At 51.0% G+C, this 17,418-nt stretch carries 14 protein-coding genes; 6 read left to right on the top strand and 8 right to left on the bottom strand.

From position 1 onward, the window contains the following. Positions 1 to 6: 6 nt before the first annotated feature. The 3 genes from cobM to L3556_RS15165 are packed head-to-tail and all read right to left on the bottom strand — an operon-like array spanning position 7 to position 4,359. Positions 7 to 783 (bottom strand): precorrin-4 C(11)-methyltransferase, encoded by a 777-nt coding sequence (gene cobM, locus L3556_RS15175; protein ID WP_277868176.1) that lies wholly within the window; start codon positions 781 to 783, stop codon positions 7 to 9. Position 784: 1 nt separating this feature from the next. Beyond that, complete coding sequence (locus L3556_RS15170; protein WP_277868175.1) at positions 785 to 1,522, bottom strand: cytochrome c biogenesis protein CcdA; 738 nt, start codon at positions 1,520 to 1,522, stop codon at positions 785 to 787. Then, positions 1,522 to 4,359, bottom strand: coding sequence for a M16 family metallopeptidase (locus tag L3556_RS15165; protein WP_277868174.1), 2,838 nt, complete (start codon positions 4,357 to 4,359; stop codon positions 1,522 to 1,524). The genes L3556_RS15170 and L3556_RS15165 overlap by 1 nt, the downstream gene beginning before the upstream one ends. A gap of 190 nt (positions 4,360 to 4,549) precedes the next feature. On the opposite strand from L3556_RS15165, the gene L3556_RS15160 reads away from it, so the two are divergent. After that, positions 4,550 to 6,982 (top strand): phosphoketolase family protein, encoded by a 2,433-nt coding sequence (locus L3556_RS15160; protein ID WP_277868378.1) that lies wholly within the window; start codon positions 4,550 to 4,552, stop codon positions 6,980 to 6,982. A 28-nt stretch (positions 6,983 to 7,010) separates the two neighbouring features. Here the strand turns inward: L3556_RS15160 and recA are convergent, their stop codons facing one another. Both recA and L3556_RS15150 read right to left on the bottom strand, forming a co-directional pair. Further along, complete coding sequence (gene recA / locus L3556_RS15155) at positions 7,011 to 8,072, bottom strand: recombinase RecA (protein WP_277868173.1); 1,062 nt, start codon at positions 8,070 to 8,072, stop codon at positions 7,011 to 7,013. A gap of 41 nt (positions 8,073 to 8,113) precedes the next feature. Beyond that, complete coding sequence (locus L3556_RS15150; RefSeq protein WP_277868172.1) at positions 8,114 to 9,061, bottom strand: hypothetical protein; 948 nt, start codon at positions 9,059 to 9,061, stop codon at positions 8,114 to 8,116. 55 nt (positions 9,062 to 9,116) lie between these two features. Here L3556_RS15150 and L3556_RS15145 point away from each other — a divergent pair, with 55 nt between their 5' ends. From L3556_RS15145 to opcA, 4 genes are all read left to right on the top strand, one after another. Further along, positions 9,117 to 10,292, top strand: a complete 1,176-nt coding sequence (locus L3556_RS15145) for a DUF389 domain-containing protein (protein WP_277868171.1) — start codon at positions 9,117 to 9,119, stop codon at positions 10,290 to 10,292. An 83-nt stretch (positions 10,293 to 10,375) separates the two neighbouring features. After that, positions 10,376 to 11,443, top strand: coding sequence for a class 1 fructose-bisphosphatase (gene fbp / locus L3556_RS15140; RefSeq protein ID WP_277868170.1), 1,068 nt, complete (start codon positions 10,376 to 10,378; stop codon positions 11,441 to 11,443). A 5-nt stretch (positions 11,444 to 11,448) separates the two neighbouring features. Continuing rightward, a complete protein-coding gene (zwf, locus tag L3556_RS15135; RefSeq protein ID WP_277868169.1) occupies positions 11,449 to 12,978 on the top strand; it encodes a glucose-6-phosphate dehydrogenase in 1,530 nt (509 codons plus the stop codon). Positions 12,979 to 13,047: 69 nt separating this feature from the next. Next, complete coding sequence (gene opcA, locus L3556_RS15130) at positions 13,048 to 14,418, top strand: glucose-6-phosphate dehydrogenase assembly protein OpcA (RefSeq protein WP_277868168.1); 1,371 nt, start codon at positions 13,048 to 13,050, stop codon at positions 14,416 to 14,418. A 28-nt stretch (positions 14,419 to 14,446) separates the two neighbouring features. On the opposite strand, the gene L3556_RS15125 is transcribed toward opcA, so the two are convergent. Further along, a complete protein-coding gene (locus L3556_RS15125; protein ID WP_277868167.1) occupies positions 14,447 to 15,688 on the bottom strand; it encodes a CHAT domain-containing protein in 1,242 nt (413 codons plus the stop codon). Positions 15,689 to 15,827: 139 nt separating this feature from the next. Here L3556_RS15125 and L3556_RS15120 point away from each other — a divergent pair, with 139 nt between their 5' ends. After that, positions 15,828 to 16,043 (top strand): hypothetical protein, encoded by a 216-nt coding sequence (locus tag L3556_RS15120; RefSeq protein ID WP_277868166.1) that lies wholly within the window; start codon positions 15,828 to 15,830, stop codon positions 16,041 to 16,043. A 6-nt stretch (positions 16,044 to 16,049) separates the two neighbouring features. Here L3556_RS15120 and L3556_RS15115 read toward each other — a convergent pair whose 3' ends face one another. Beyond that, complete coding sequence (locus tag L3556_RS15115) at positions 16,050 to 16,397, bottom strand: hypothetical protein (RefSeq protein WP_277868165.1); 348 nt, start codon at positions 16,395 to 16,397, stop codon at positions 16,050 to 16,052. Between the two features lie 282 nt (positions 16,398 to 16,679). Beyond that, positions 16,680 to 17,264 carry a Uma2 family endonuclease gene (locus L3556_RS15110; protein WP_277868164.1) on the bottom strand — a complete coding sequence of 195 codons (585 nt, stop codon included), beginning with the start codon at positions 17,262 to 17,264 and terminating at the stop codon, positions 16,680 to 16,682. Positions 17,265 to 17,418: the final 154 nt, after the last annotated feature.

The raw sequence follows: 17,418 nt of genomic DNA, 5'->3' as shown, positions 1-17,418 counted from the left end.
GAGCGATCAGGGACGAAATAAATGATGATGCTCTGGATGGTAAAGGTGCGATCGCACCCTATTGGATTCAATGCTAGAGGGCTGGGCATTGAGGGCCGGGCTAATCAGATATAGAGTCGTGCGGGTCAACTGCTCATTGCGAGTGGTGGCGGCCATCTCTGCCAAGGGAACTAAAACGATTTTTTCATCGGGCCAGCCCAGACGATAGCAAATGGCAATCGTGGTATCCGCCGGATAATGCTGCAAAAGTTGGGCTTCGGCTTTGACCACATGGTGGGCACTCAAGTACAGACACAGACTAGCCCGATGGGCCGCCAAACTGGCCAGTTCTTCCTGGGGGGGAACCTTTGTGCGACCACTACTGCGCGTCAAGATAATGGTTTGGACGAGTTCAGGAATGGTCAACTCTGCCTGTAATCGGGCGGCGGCCAACTGAAAGGCACTAATTCCGGGAACAACCTCTACGGGAATATCAGCCTGGTGCAGCAGGGAAATTTGTTCATGAATGGCACTATAGAGACTGGGATCTCCAGACTGGAGCCGTACAACCGCCTGCCCGGCTTGAACTCGCTCAATTAAGATCGGCAAAATTTCCTCCAGAGTCATGGAGGCCGTAGGAATCAACTCCCCATCGGGGCGCATCATTTCCAAAATTTGATGGGGAACAAGGGAATCGGCATAGACGACCACATCGGCCAAGGAAAGAAGTCGTTGACCTTTCACCGTCAATAGATCCGGATCCCCGGGGCCGGCCCCGACAAAATAAACTCCTGGTTTGAGCATCCTAAAATCCTGGCCGTAAACGAATCGCCAGGGACACCACCCCAAAGGCCACTAACAGGACTCCACTGGCCGGGGTAATCCAACTAGACCATTGCCGCAGAGCTAACAGTTTCTTCACCGTAACCGTAAAGGTGCCCGCCACCACCAAGGGTAAAACGTAGCCCGTGGTATAGGCCAACAGTAAGCCTGCCCCCACAATCAGATTTTGAGTCGTGGCCACCCAGGCTAGGAGAGTCGCGAGTACGGGGGTACTACAGGGAGCGGCCACCAGACCAAAGGTTGCCCCCAGGGTATAGGAGCGAAACCCCCGCGGAACTCGATCCGGTAGGGTATCCAAACCCGGCCAGCGGGGAAAGGTGATCGGCAGCGCGTTCAATAAATTCAAGCCCATGACAATGGCAATCAAGCTCACCACAATGGCCAAGCCGGAACCTACCTGACCGTAAATCCGCCCTGCCAAGGCCGCTAAAATCCCCAGGGTGGCTAACATGGTGGCTAACCCCAGGGCAAACCACAGGGACTGGCGCGCCGCCGCCCCACGATTTTCCGCAGCATAACCGCCAATATAGCCCACGGTAATGGGCAACATCGAAAGGGTGCAGGGGGTCAAGCTCGTGAGTAGCCCCGTCAGAAAAATGACTCCTAAGCTGATCAGGGATAAGTGGCCCAACTGATCCGTGACCCAGCGATCGGACCACTGCTCTAAAAAGAAAAGTTGCTGTTGAATGGCCTGAAACACTAGGGTTCTCTGGGGCTAAAGGAAATGGCGGGGCCGGCACTGACAATCACCATGCGATCGGGGTGAATCAGTTCTTGCAAGGCCTGGTGTACCTCTTCTAGGGTAACGGCTGCCAGGCGATCGGGGAACCGCAGTACCTCACCCGGGTCTAATCCCACCAGGGCATTTCCCAGGAGCGATCGCGCCAAGGTATCAATACTGGCCAGTTCCACAGGATAACTATTCATCAAACTCCGCTTTGCGGCCTCTAGTTCCGCCGAAGTGACTCCCCGTTCCCGTAAATCTCGGAGGAGACTTAGGGTGGCTTGAATGGCCTGGGGGGTATCCCCTGGGGCCGTTTGCATTTGAATCAGAAAGGGGCCCGCTTGGGGGCCGGCGGCAAAGAAGCTATAGATGCCGTAGGTCAATCCAAGGCGATCGCGGATTTCCACCCCCAGACGACTGGAAAGGGTATCGCCACCAATGATGTGATTCAGAAGTAGGGCCGCATAGAAGCGGGGATCCAGGCGATCAATCCCTGGGGAACCCAGATAGGTAATGGCTTGGGGTTTGCCAGGCATGACTTGATTGACAAAGATGGTTTTTTCCGGTAGACCCACCTCTGGAAACTCAAGGGATAGGGCCGGGCCACTGGGTTGCCAATGGCCAAAGTCTTCCACAAAGAGCGATCTCACCCGATCGAGATCAAAATTTCCCACTAGGGTTAGTACGGTTTGATCCGGGCTATAGGCCTGGCGGTAAAAATCCAGGAGATCCTGCCGTTGAATACGTCCTACGGATTCTAATGTGGGAAAGGGATGCAGGGGATGATTTTGGGGATAGAGAGTTTGCTGAAAAATGCGTCGCCCCACCCGTACCGGATCATCGGCTTCGAGGTGCAGTCCCGTCAGGGCACGTTGTTGACTATTTTCAAAGTCATTGGCGGGAAAACTAGCCCCCTGGAGGACATCGGCTAAGTTTTTCAGGAGGACATCTAAATCCGCAGAAAGGGCATAGCCTTCAATGTCTACCCCATCGCGGAACGTGGAAAAGTCTAGGGTGATACCCCGATCTTCCAGGGTTGTGGCCAAGGTGAGGGCATCCTGGGTTTGGGTGCCATTGAGTAAATTATCGGCGGTTAAACTAGCTAACCCCGGTGTGGTCAATAAATCATAGGCTGTGCCCGCATGGATGCGCCCAGCTAGGGTGACGGTGGGGGTACTAGTATCCACCAGGAATAAAATCCGGAGGCCATTTTTGAGGGTAAAGGTGGAAATTTGGGCCGCAGTATCCCTGCCATGGCTGAGATTTGTCGCCGTTAATGACTCCAGCCCTTGGGGTAGGTATTGGGCCACACTGGCGGGATCCACCGGGTCACCGGCATAGAAATGTTCGGTGGTTTGTCGCCCCGATAGTGGCATCAATTCGTCATCGGTGATTTCCGTGGGCTGAAATCGACCCACCACCCGCTGGTTCGTCTGGAGATAGGTTTGGGCCACCCGCTGTATATCTGAAGCCGTGACGGCCTCAATGCCAGCTAAGAGGCGATCGCTATAGCGGTAATCTCCGGCAACGGTTTGATCATAGGCCAGTTGGCTCCCTTGGCTATCAATATCCCGATTTCGCAGAATAAAGTTTGCCCGAAGTTGGTTTTTGGCCCGTTGCAATTCCCCTGGGGCGATCGCCTGGGTCTGAACCGTTTCAATAATGTCCTGGATGATGGGTTCAACCCCGCTTAAGTCCTCATTGGTACTGGCGATCGCCGCAATTTCAAACCACCCCCCCGCCTGGAGCATGGCCGCATAGGAATTAACGGCACTTACTTTTCCCGTTTCCACGAGGGCCTGGTAGAGCCGAGAACTCCGCCCCCCACTCAAAATGGCATCTAGCACCTCTAGGGCCGGTGCATCGGCATGTAAAAGTCCGGGTAGGGGATAGAGGATTTGCAAAAATGGGGCACTCCCCGGTTCTTGGAGGGTAATGGGTGCAATCGGCCCGGATGGGGGTTGGGGTGGGGGTAGGGTTGCCGTCCCAGCGGGGCGATCGGGATTTTTGAGTTGGCCAAAGGTCTCTTGAACCATGGTTAGGGCTTGATTGGGATCAATTCCCCCGGTAATCACCACCACCGCATTGTCCGGGCGATAGTACTGGCGATAGAAATCCTTAACTTGCTCTAGACTAAATTGCTCCACATCCGCAGCAGTCCCCCCCACCGTCAGACCGTAGGGATGATTGGAAAAGAGAGTTGCCATCATCACCCGACTGAGGCGATACTCCGGGCTGTTTTCATAGCCCTGCAACTCAGAAATAACCACCCGTTTTTCACTGTCTAGATTTTCCGGCGTGATCTGACTATTCAGCATCCGATCCGCTTCTAAGATCAATAGGGACTGGAGTTGATCCGCCCGAACTGTGTGGTGATAGGCGGTGACATCATAGCTGGTGAAGGCATTGGTGACGCTGCCAATGGCATTAAAAAGCTGACCAAACTGTAAGGGCCGGGATTCAGTTCCCTTAAACATTAAATGTTCCAGTTGGTGGGCAATTCCATTTTGTCCCTGGGGTTCCTGGGCCGAGCCAACCCGATACCACACCTGCAAACTCACCACTGGAGCCGTAGAAATTTCCTTAACGAGGACGGTTACACCATTGGCAAGGGTTGTTTCCTGGACACAGGTTGCTAAAGCACTGGATGCATTCATGGGCGAAACCGCAAAAAGAGACATTAAAAGGGGCACAAGCAACCCCAGACTGGCGTAAACCATCCAGCGTGGTTGACGGCGTAATAATCCGCGAATCAATGTGCTTTGCTCCCGTCGCTGATTGACACTCCCCGCACTAAAGTACAGGGCTTTCAAGAAACGCTATGGTAAGAGGCTCTCTGGAGATCAACCTTACCGTAATACAGATCCCGCTTCCAGACCAATCCCTTAAAACAATCCAAAATTTTCTCTGCCCTCCCTAATTCCCCGCTACACTCCTGAGTAATGCCCATCATTCATGGCAAATAAATCCATAGCGAATCAACCAAACTCAGGAATATCTATGATGACAACGTCTGTACCTAGTGCAACCAAGGGATCCCTCAGTGCCTTTGGGCCAGCGCGATCGACCATTGAAGCCAATCCCCTCTCCAAGGATGAACTCCAAAACATTCATGCTTATTGGCGGGCTTGCAATTATTTAGCCTTGGGCATGATTTATCTGCGGGATAATCCCTTATTGAGAACTCCCCTAAAACTCGAACACATTAAAAAAAGATTGTTAGGCCATTGGGGAGCCAGCCCCGGTTTGTCCTTTGCCTATATTCATCTCAATCGGATGATCAAAAAATATAGCCAGAGCATTATCTTCTTGGCGGGCCCTGGCCATGGTGCCCCAGGAGTCCTCGCTCCCGTGTACTTGGAGGGTTCCTACTCCGAGATTTATCCCGACAAGAGCGAAAATGCCGAGGGATTGCTCCGCTTTTTTAAGCAGTTTTCCTTCCCCGGTGGCATTGGTAGTCACTGTACCCCAGAAACCCCTGGTTCTGTCCATGAGGGGGGTGAATTAGGCTATGTTCTTTCCCATGCCTGTGGAGCCGCCTTTGATAATCCCGATCTCATTGTAGCGGCAGTGGTCGGGGATGGGGAGGCAGAAACGGGCCCCTTGGCCACCTCCTGGCATATCAATAAGTTTCTCAACCCGATTCGGGATGGGGCCGTCCTGCCGATTTTGCACCTGAATGGCTACAAGATTAATAACCCAACGATCTTGGCCCGCACCAGTCGGGAAAATATTGAAAATCTGTTTAAGGGTCTGGGCTATGAACCCTGCTTTGTGGAAGGCTCGGATCCAGACACCATGCACCAGGCAATGGCCGCCACGGTGGAATACTGCGTTACCAAAATCCATGACATCCAAAAAGAAGCCCGAACCACTGGGGTTGCTAAATTCCCGCGCTGGCCGATGATTGTTTTGCGGACGCCCAAGGGCTGGACGGCCCCTGCTGAAATTGATGGCCGTAAGGTGGAAGGCTTCTGGCGGGCCCACCAGGTTCCCATGGCAGATGTGTCGAAAAACCAAGCCCACCTAGACATCCTCGAAGATTGGCTGCGCAGCTACCGCCACGAAGAATTATTTGATGAGCAGGGTACCCTCATTCCTGAGTTGCAAGCTCTTTCCCCAGAGGGGCATCTACGCATGGGGTCTAATCCCCACACCAATGGTGGCGTCCTCCGCAAAGATTTAATCATGCCAGATTTCCGGGACTATGGCATTGCAGTAGCCCAGCCAGGGCAATTTGAAGCGGAAAATACCCGTCCCTTGGGGGTCTTTCTCCGGGATGTGATGGCCAAAAACATGACGAATTTTCGGGTGTTTGGCCCCGATGAAAATACTTCCAATAAGCTGAATGATATTTATGCCGTCAGCAAGAAATTCTGGATTGAGGAGTATTTTCCCGAAGATGACGATGGAGGTGAACTGTCCACCGATGGTCGGGTGATTGAAATGCTCAGTGAGCATACCCTAGAGGGAATGCTAGAGGGGTATCTGCTAACGGGCCGCCATGGCTTCTTTTCTACCTATGAGTCTTTTGTCCATGTGATTGACTCGATGTTTAATCAACATGCCAAATGGCTAGATATTTGTCGTCATCTCTCCTGGCGGGCGGATGTTGCCTCATTGAATTTACTGATCACCTCGACGGTGTGGCGGCAGGATCACAATGGCTTTACCCACCAGGATCCAGGCTTTTTGGATGTGGTCTGCAATAAAAGTGCCTCTGTGACGCGGATCTATTTACCGCCCGATGTGAACTCTCTCCTGTCGGTGGCGAATCATTGCCTGCGAAGTAAAAACTATGTGAACGTGATTGTTTCCGATAAGCAGTTGCACCTCCAATATATGGATATGGATGCGGCCATCAAGCACTGCACTAAGGGCCTGAGTATTTGGGATTGGGCCAGTAATGACCAGGGTAGTGATCCGGATTTGGTGATGGCCAGCGCCGGAGATATTCCCACCCAGGAGGCCTTGGCAGCAACGGCCCTGCTACGGGCTGAATTTCCAGACCTAAAAATTCGCTTCATTAATGTGGTGGATCTCTTTAAGTTGCAGCCGGATACGGAACATCCCCATGGACTGAGCGATCGCGACTTTGATAGTCTATTCACCCTAGATAAGCCGATTATTTTTAATTTCCATGGTTATCCTTGGTTGATCCATCGCTTGGCCTACCGCCGTCGGAATCATGGGAATATGCATGTGCGCGGCTACAAGGAAAAGGGAAATATTAATACCCCCCTGGAATTGGCCATCAATAACGAAATTGATCGCTTCAGCCTGGCGATCGATGCTATCCACCGGGTTCCCCAACTACAAGTTGCGGGGGGGCACGCCATTGATAAGTTCCGCGATATGCAGATTGAGGCCCGCAGCTACGCCTACGACCATGGTACGGATAAGCCGGAGTTTTCTAACTGGATCTGGCCTTACTAGATCTCAGCTTTGTCTATCACTTATGAACTTATGACTCATCCTCAGGAGGTTCATCCTGGGGATGGGCGACGGAGTTAGCCGATACGCTAGCTCCCTGCTCCAGTTTTTGGCGGACTTGCTGTTCAATAGTGGCCGCTAGGTCTGGGGATTCTTCCAGGAATTTGATGGTGTTATCGCGGCCTTGGCCAATGTTTTCATTGTTGTAGCTATACCAGGCACCGCGGCGGCTAATAATTTTGGTTTCTTCGGCCATATCAAGGATACAGCCGAGGCGGGAAATACCACGACCAAAAATAATGTCAAACTCAGCAATGCGGAAGGGGGGGGCAACTTTATTCTTGGCCACTTTCACCTTGGCACGGATCCCGAACTCTTCCGTACCTTTTTTAAGTGTTTGGACTCGGCGAATATCTAGACGAACGGAGGCATAGAACTTGAGGGCAGTACCCCCCGTCGTTGTTTCCGGATTGCCATAACTGACACCAATTTTTTGCCGTAACTGGTTCAAGAAAACCACGGTGCAGCCCGTTTTACCAATATTCCCGGTGATTTTCCGCAGGGCTTGGCTCATGAGTCGGGCCTGGAGACCCATGTGGCTATCCCCCATATCACCTTCAATTTCGGCCCTGGGGACAAGGGCAGCCACGGAGTCCACCACCACAATATCAACGGCGGTGGATCGCACTAACTGATCGACAATTTCTAGGCCCACTTCGCCGGTATCGGGTTGGGCCACTAGCAGGTTTTCAATATCTACACCCAGGGCCGCTGCATAGGTGGGGTCGAGGGCATGTTCCGCATCTACGAAAGCAGCAACGCCTCCCGCTTTTTGAATTTCCGCTAGGGCATGGAGGGCCAGGGTTGTTTTCCCGGAACTTTCTGGGCCATAAATTTCGACCACCCGACCTTTGGGTAAGCCGCCGCCAAGGGCCAGATCCAGAGTTAAGGATCCGGTAGACGTCGTTTCCACTTTCATGCGAGTGGCGTCCCCTAGGCGCATGATGCTGCCCTTGCCGTAGTTTCGCTCAATCTGGCTAACGGCCAAATCTAGAGCTTTACGCTTGTCGGGGGAAAGAGTCGTTTCCGTCATAGGTAAAAAGTCTCTCTGGAATGGGGGGCATCCGGTCTTTTTTAGAGTAGCTTGCGATGGAGAACAATGGCGTTATCACCAATGACGGGATTCCGTACCAGAATATCTCCCTGGGTATCAACGATCGCAAAGTGGTGGAAGCCTAAATCCTGGGAGCGTTGCCAGAGGTCTTGGGCCAGGTCATCCTGTTTGTTGGTATTGAGATGGTACCAGTCGGAACTCAGCATCACTTCAAGGGTATGGTTAGCCAGATTCACGGTCAGGGTTTGGGTGATTCCCTCGCGGTAGCGATCGCTCAGGGCGAGGATTTGACTGCGGATGTCGGCAATTTCTGCTTCCTCAGGACTCAGTTCAGGGGGCGGGGCAGGGCGATCGTCCACCGTTTCCACCCCTTCCCCTAGGGAATTTTCCGGAGGAGCAATGGTAGGAAGGTCAGCCTCGGCGATCGGTATCGGTTCATCCCCTAGGGAGGTCAGATCGGGAATAACCGGACTCGGTTGCACTTCAGGGATGGGGGGTTGCACAGCAATGGGAGTTGGGGACACAATTGGCTGAGAGGGTAGAGGGGGCCGGGAGGTCAAGGAGGGTGGTGTCTGAGCCTGAGATGATCCTTTCCCTGCAAATGTGCCTAGGGGATTGACCACTACCCCCACCAGCACTAGAACGGTAACTAGGGTGGTCAAGGTCGATTGACTGACCCGTTCTTTCCATGGCTCGGGAAAACGGGAGCGGAGCCAACCCATGAGATTCCAAAAAGATTGGGCCGCAGATTGTAGGGGTGGCCCCAAACGAACTAAAAAAGAAGCTTCCCGCTGAAGGGCATCCTCAGGGATGTTATGGGTCATTGCCTGGGTCTTGAGGCGATCGAGTCCAAATTGACCCAAGGAAATCAGGCTTTCGAGGGCAACCATGGTTTCCCGAAGTAGGGACGGGCGTACCTTTTGCCACAGACCTGACCAAAAAGGGGGAGAAGGAGGAGGATCAGACATTACCCAGAGCCATTAAACTACTGAGTTAGATCCTAATGGAAGGTGGGCACGAGTGATGGGTATCAAACGGTTCTGGATCAGGTTAGCTCATCGAATCACTGAATTTCGCCAGGTCAGAGCCACAGAAGAAAGCCTGAATTGCCTCATTGAGGATGTCTTATCTGAATCGACCCTTAGCGGTTCCTACTTGGTTCTGGTTATTGGTTCCTGCGCCATTGCCACCTTTGGTTTACTTTCCAATAGTGCCGCAGTAATTATTGGGGCGATGATTATTGCACCGCTGATGCTGCCCATTCGTGGCATTGCCCTGGCGGCATTAATTGGGGATTTGGAGATGTTCCAGATTTCCACTATTGCCGTAACGGTGGGAACCCTGTTAGCCATTATGATGGCTTGGACGATTGGTTTAGTGACGGGTTTGGTGGAATACGGTAGTGAAGTCATGAGCCGTTCCCAACCCAATCTATTGGATCTAGGCATTGCCGTGGCTGCTGGGGCCATTAGTGGTTATGCCAAGGCGGAACCAAAAATTTCCAGCACCTTAGCAGGAACGGCGATCTCCGTGGCCCTGATGCCGCCAGTTTGTGTCATTGGTTTGGGGTTGGCGCAAATGAATATGGGGTTGAGCCTAGGGGCCAGCCTCCTGTACTTGACTAATCTCCTGGGTATTACCCTGTCCTGCATGATTGTCTTTTTAATTTCTGGTTACATTCCCTTTCGCCAGGGTCATCGACCCTTAGCCGGGGCATTAATCCTCACGGGAGTATTATTGGTTCCCCTCGGCTTAAGTTTTACTCGCCTCGTTAATCAAGTGAGACTCCAAAATGAAATTCGCCGCGCCTTAGTCTCCCGCACCGTGACATTTCAACGCTTGGAACTGCTAAATCTGAATACGGATTGGTTGAGTGATCCACCAACCATTATCTTAAATGTGCGGGCCCTAGAGCCAGTAACTCCCAAGCAGGTCTTTTTAATTGAGGAATTCATTGCCCGGGAAATGAACCAGCGTTTTAGAGTGGTGTTTCAGGCCTCCGAAGTGGATGTGATTACGTCGGATCCATTATTTGAACTCGAGGAAAAACCCGTATCTCATGAACCCGAACCACCAGCGGCAGAAGCCGAGCCAGACAAATCAGAAACTCCTGACCCTACCCCAGAATCCAATGCTGAATCCACTCCAGACTCCCCTGAGGATGGAGAAACCAGCGATCAGCCAACCAATGGAACGTAGATTCTTTAGTTGTTGTAAAGACTGACATACTTTTGCGAAATAATTTTTAAGATTGGGGATAGATGCATCCTCAAGGAGGGGCTATGGCTGATAAATCCGTAAACTCTGGAAACTTTTTCCATGAACAGGCTCTCGATCGCGACTGTACCACCCTCTCCCGTCATGTCCTCCAACAACTAAAAAGCTTTGGCCCCGATGCCCAAGACCTCAGTGCCCTGATGACCCGTATTGGCCTTGCCGGGAAGCTCATTGCCCGTCGCCTCAGTCGGGCCGGTCTTATGGAAGGGGTGCTTGGCCTCACTGGCGAGGTCAACGTCCAGGGAGAAGATGTCAAAAAAATGGATCTCTTTGCTAATGAGGTTTTTATTGCCGCCTTTAAGCAAAGTGGCTTAGTCTGCCGCCTTGCCTCTGAGGAAATGGATAAGCCCTACTACATCCCCGAAAACTGTCCCATCGGCCGCTATACCCTCCTTTACGATCCCATTGATGGTTCCTCGAATGTGGATCACAATCTAAATGTCGGCTCCATTTTTTCCATTCGCCAACAGGAGGGGGAAGACCTTGATGGCACCGCCCAAGACCTTCTGCAAAGTGGTCGTAAGCAAATTGCGGCCGGCTATATTCTCTATGGCCCCAGTACCATGCTGGTCTATTCCATTGGTCAGGGTGTCCATGCCTTTGCCCTAGACCCTAGCCTAGGGGAGTTTATCCTAGCCTGTGAAAATATGATCATCCCTGATCATGGCCCCACCTACAGTGTCAATGAAGGGAATTTTTGGGATTGGGATGAATCTATCCGCCAGTATGTGCGCTATGTTCACCGGCAACCGGGCTACAGTGCCCGCTATAGTGGGGCCCTAGTGGGAGATATTCATCGCATTCTTTTTCAGGGGGGAGTCTTCCTCTATCCGGGCACGACCAAAAATCCCCAGGGCAAACTGCGGCTCCTCTATGAAACGGCTCCCCTCGGCTTTTTGGTGGAACAGGCCGGCGGGAAAGCCAGTACGGGGAGCGAAAATCTCCTAGATGTGGTTCCCGATCATCTCCATGCCCGCACCCCTCTTGTTCTTGGCAGTCGTCAGAACGTTGAACTGGTTGAATCCTTTATTCAGAACAATCCCCAAGCTGAATCCACATTTGTACAGGTGTAGAACCCATGGTGGCATTGATTGAAAACCCTCTCCGTGTTGGCCTAAGGCAAGAACGGACACCGGAACCCCTGATTTTAGTTATTTTTGGGGCCTCCGGAGATCTCACCCAGCGGAAGCTAATTCCCTCGATTTATCAACTCAAACTAGAGCAGCGTTTACCCCCAGAAATTACAGTGGTCGGGGTAGCCCGGCGGGACTGGAGCCATGATTTTTTCCGAGAGCATCTGCGGAAGGGCGTAGAAGAATTTGGCGGCGGCACCCAGGCCGATGCCATCTGGGATGAATTTGCCCAGGGATTATTTTATTGCTCGGGCAATATGGATGATCCGGCGGCTTACCAAAAGCTTAATGCCCTCCTTAGCGAACTGGATCAGACGCGGCGTACCCGGGGTAATCGTGTTTTTTACCTGGCGGTGTCCCCTAACTTTTTTGTGGAAGCTATTCAGCAACTTGGCTCTGCGGGTATGTTGGCCCGGCCGGATAAACATCGCCTCGTGATTGAAAAACCCTTTGGCCGTGACCTCACCACCGCCCAATCCCTGAACGAAGTGGTACAAGCGGTTTGTAAAGAGGAGCAGGTTTACCGGATTGATCACTATTTAGGTAAGGAAACGGTCCAAAACTTGATGGTCTTTCGCTTCGCCAATGCTATTTTTGAGCCGCTGTGGAACCGTCAATATGTGGATCATGTCCAAATTACAGTGGCAGAAACCGTGGGTGTAGAAGATCGGGCGGGCTACTATGAAAGTTCTGGGGCCCTGCGGGACATGGTACAAAATCATATCCTTCAATTATTAGCCCTGACGGCCATGGATCCCCCCAATTCCCTGGATGCGGATAGTCTTCGCAATGAAAAGGTGAAGGTTTTGCAGGCAACTCGCCTAGCGGATCTCAGTAATTTGGAGTACTCGGCGGCCCGGGGACAATACCGTACCGGTTGGATGAAGGGTAAGCCTGTCCCTGGCTATCGCGAGGAACCAGGGGTCAGTCCCACGTCCACGACACCAACCTATGTAGCCATGAAACTTCTCATTGATAATTGGCGGTGGCAGGGGGTTCCCTTTTATCTGCGCACGGGCAAGCGGTTACCCAAAAAGGTATCGGAAATTTCAATTCAGTTTCGGGATGTGCCCCTGTTAATCTTCCAGTCGGCGGCCCAGCAAGCCAATCCCAATGTATTAACGATGCGGATCCAACCCAATGAGGGGATTGCCCTGCGCTTTGATGCCAAAATGCCCGGCCCTGACCTGCGATCGCGCACGGTGAATATGGATTTTAGCTATGGTTCCTCCTTTGGTATGGCAACCGCTGATGCCTACACCCGTTTATTACTAGACTGTATGCTAGGGGATCAAACCCTCTTTACCCGTGCCGATGAGGTGGAAGCCGCCTGGCGAGTTGTCATGCCAGCCCTGACGGTCTGGGAAGCTCCCAGTGATCCGAGCTTAATCTCCACCTATGAAGCTGGAACCTGGGATCCCGAATCCGCAGAACTATTAATGAATGCCGATGGCCGACGGTGGCGACGACTATAGATTAGCCGATTAGCGACCATGGATTAGCTGGATTAGATCGATTAGTACAATTTCAACAGGTAAGGTTTTATGGCAAGTCAATCGACGACCCTTGTCTCCCTTCAGGATCCCATTGATGTTTCCCTCAGTGACATTGAATCCGAGCTACGGAAAATTTGGTCTGCCTATGGCACCCACGGGGATAAAACCTCTCCGGCAGCGGTGCGGGCTACCACCTTTACCCTGGTGGTCTATGAAGCCGATGAAACCCAGCAATTACTCTCTAGCCTTGGGTTCTATAGTGGCCCCATTGATGGAATTACTGGCCCACGGATGCAAGCCGCCATTAAAGTAGCCCAAAAAGCCTACGGTCTATCCCAAACCGGTGAGGCCAGTCCGGTGCTCACGGCTCGCCTGCGGGATGAGTATCAACAACAATTGGCCAGTGGCCAGGGGCGATCGCCGGAACGCTATGCTTCAGACATTAGCGGCGGTAGCGTGGCGGATATGGTGGCCAGTCAAAACCCCTGTCGAGTCATTGCCCTATGTCCGACCCTCGGTGAAGATACCGGGATTACGGCCCAGGTGGCGGCCTATTGCCCCATTAATAAACAAACCCGTAGTTCCCTCATCTGTTGTGAGTACATTACTCTCAAGGGAACGGTCAATGCCTTTAGCCGGGTTGCTGAACTCGTGGAGTCCTTACTCATTCATGAGCTACCTGCATTCCTCTGGTGGAAAGGTAGTTTTGATAGTGAATCTGAGTTGTTTCGCAATCTTTCGCCCCATTTTAGTAGCGTCATTGTCGATTCTAGTGAGTTTTTAGCTCCCTTAACCGATTTGCTTAGTCTGAAGGCCTGTATTGATCAGAAAATGAATATTGCCGATTTGAATTGGCGACGGTTGGCAGCCTGGCAAGAACTTTCCGCCGAAGCCTTTGATCCCCCGGAGCGGCGGGCCGCTATCCAAGAAGTAGATCAAGTGGTTATTGACTACGAAAAAGGCAACCCATCTCAAGCCCTCATGTTTTTGGGGTGGTTAGCCAGTCGACTCCAGTGGCAACCCTCTAGTTTCCGCCAGGAATTTGGGGATTATGATATTTACCAGATTGAACTCATTGGCCCCGATCAGCGTAAAATTCAAGCCGAATTGGCGGGGATTCCCACCGGAGAGCCGGGGGAAGTCATGGGGGATATGATTGACCTGAAACTCACATCCACCAATGCAACCGCGGATTGCTGTACCATTATTTGTTCAGAAACCCGGGGCTGTATGCGTATGGAGGCGGGGGGGAGTGCCCAAATGTGCCGAACCTACCAAGTTACTCCCTTAGCGGAACAAAGTGCTGAAATGCTCCTCAGTCAACAGTTGCAACGCTGGGGCCGGGACTTACTCTACGAAGAAAGTATGTCCGTTACCAATGAGGTTCTCCGGCTGGCCCAGAGTGTCCAACACCCATAAAGAAATACAAGGGGTAGTTTGTTAGCGATTACCAGGGATTACCAATCATCGTAAAACCTGCCCAAAAATAGGGAGCACTGTAGCGATCGCTGGCAATCATCTCTAATTGAGCTTGGCGTAGGGCCGCCGACTTAAAGGGAGCCGATCTCAATTGCTCATAAAAGTAACTCATTAATTCCAGGGTGCCGGCATCACTCACTTGCCAGAGACTACCAACGGCGGTTTTTACGCCCGCTTGAACCGCTAGACCCGCAAATCCCAATTCTGCCTCTGGCTCTCCCATGGCGGTTTGACAGGCACTCAAGACCAGCAAATCCACCGGCGGATCCGCCAGATCTAATTGGGGAAGTTGGGTGAGATCCACCGCATCCTCGTCCCACAGCTGGATAAATGAATTATCGGCCGTCCCTGGACGAAAAACCGCATGGGTTGCTAAGTGCACAATTCCGTAGGGATTTTGCTGCCGCTGGGCCCGCAAATTATCACTGGTAAAGCCTTGATTGAGTAAGGTGGCTCCTCCCCATAGATCATGAATAATGTTGAGTTCCTTGGGAACACTGGGGAGCGGCGAAAAATCTAAAAACTCCGATGCCCCCATCGCCAGGACTTGGCTATTCTGAATGGGACTCCAGCTTACATCCGTGAGGCTAAAGCCAGGAATGAGACTGATATTATACTTCTCAACTAGAAACTGGTTGCCATCATGGAGTGCGGCCCAAGGGAGCGATCGCAGGCCAGGGCCGACACAAAAAATCAATGTATTGATCTGGTCAGCCTCAAGCTTAGATTCTAGGGGGGCAATTAACCAGTCATAGAGGGATTGGGCACTTTCGAGGTATTGGGGAGAGTTTTGGGTGCGGGGATCCGAGGCCAAACGGCGAAATTCAGCCATTTTCTCCCTCATCATGGCTTGGCTGGCGTTGGGTTGGGGCACAGCCAACGGCGGCCCAGATAGGGAGGTAATTAAAAGCTGGAGACTGTCCCCCATCTGAAAGAGATGGAGTACGGCAGCCCGGCTACCGGTAACATTGGCCCGTTCCTGTAAGGTACGTTGGATGTCTTCAGCAGTATAGGCCCGGGTTTGGAACTGAGATTGAAAATAGGCCTCGTATTCCGCCTGCCAACCATTTTCTTTGATTTCTACAAATTCAGCAGCGGAGAGTGTAGGGCCATTGGACTCCGTGGCTTGAACCGGAAGCAGGGAGGACGGTGAAGGAATTAAGATAAGCGTAAAGAAAGTGATGAAGGCAAGAATGAGAAATCGACGCATTGAAGTAGTCCAAGAAGGAGTTAACACTATTCTATGTACGCAACTGCCCAGCAGCCAGATGATATAAAATCATGACCAACAGGATGATAAATAAATATACAATAGGTAAGAATGGATATACAATGATACGCTTACTGCTATGGCGGTAGAGGTTTTAATTACCCTAGGGGCGATCGCTATATCTTGGCTGGCTTTTACCTGGCTGATCCGGGTTGCCAAGGTCACAGTGGGAACAGCGATTAAAATAGCAATTATTTTGCTGATTTTACAGCTTCTCTTTGGGATTGGCCCCGCAACCCTTTGGCAGCGAATTGTAGAATTTAGTCAACAGTTAATGGATCGGTTTAATAGTTAGTTGACATTAGGGGCAAATCTGCCGATTACCTTGTTTAATCGTGGAAACCTCTAATTCGCGATCTTCGGGGTCTAGCATGCCCTTGGCAATAATGGTCATCCCCACCTTGAGCTTCCCGCTAAGAACCGCGCCTTTACAGCTATCCGGTAAATCTAGCTTGTAATATCCCTGGGCTGTAGAAATTCTTAACTCATCATCATCCAAAACTTGCTCAATTTTACCTGAAAGGGTTTTAGGAACATCATCATCTGCGAGGACTTGTCTGGGGATGACGATACTAGGAGCCAATAATAGGCTAACGCCCAAGACAAGGATGATGTTGTTTGTCAGGGTAACGGTTAGAATTTTTATCATTAGGTAATTTACTATCCTAAAATATTCTACAGGAGTAAATGATAGCTTGACGACTTGAAAATTGCAAATTCAGGGCCGACCTGGCAGGGCAAACGCATTGTCAATTGTTAAGGATAAAGGATGCGAGGGGGATAATCATTTTCCCATCCAGCATGAAGACGCTTAGCCTTAAGATCAACTTCGCGGAACTGTTCAATACTCTCTAAAAGACAATAGTGGTGAATCTCGCTGCAACAATGACCGGAGCGATCGCCCGGTCTACTCCTGTTTTAGGAATGCAACTCAAACGGTTGAAAAATCGATATTTTCATAAAGTGCTGCAATTTGAATTTGCAATTTAAAGATACTTAAAGAAAGGGTGACAGTTGGGTCGTCGTATTCTGAGAATAGCCACTGATGAGCCGCTGTTTTGATATGATGCTCAACGTGTATACGATATTGATCAATTAACAGATACTCTTGGAAAGTAGAAATTTTACGATAGGCAACAAATTTTTCACCGCGATCGTAGTTTTGGGTGGATTTAGACAATACCTCAGTGATAAAGCAGGGATTAACTACAGTATCTTTACGTCCAGTTTGAAGTTCTAAGGGTTTTGGCAGAACCATCACATCGGGATAGGTATATAGACCCACACTTGGAATCCAAAGTCGTTGATCCGCATAGAAAGTCCGGTAGGCTTTTCCCTTGAGGGCAGATTTAAGAAGAATATACAAGTTCCCTGCAATATCATTGTGGTTGGGAGTACCACCAGTCATAGGGATAATTTCTCCATTATAGTATTCATTGCGGATGGCTGAATTTGCCTCATATTCAAGGTACTCTTCAGGTGTATAGATTTTTTTAGCTTCAGCTTGCATAATCATTTCAGTGTTATTCCTAATGCTTCTAGCTGTTCGTTAACCCAAATTGCTTCCGTTGCTTCATTAGTTTTCATCGTCTTTTCTACTCTTTTTTGTAGCACAGGGGTACTTTTAAGTGTTTGCTTCACCGGTAACCTGAGACATAACAATTTATTAT

Source organism: Candidatus Synechococcus calcipolaris G9, from assembly GCF_029582805.1.
Taxonomy (GTDB): domain Bacteria; phylum Cyanobacteriota; class Cyanobacteriia; order Thermosynechococcales; family Thermosynechococcaceae; genus Synechococcus_F; species Synechococcus_F calcipolaris.
This window is presented reverse-complemented; position numbering and strand designations above follow the sequence as displayed.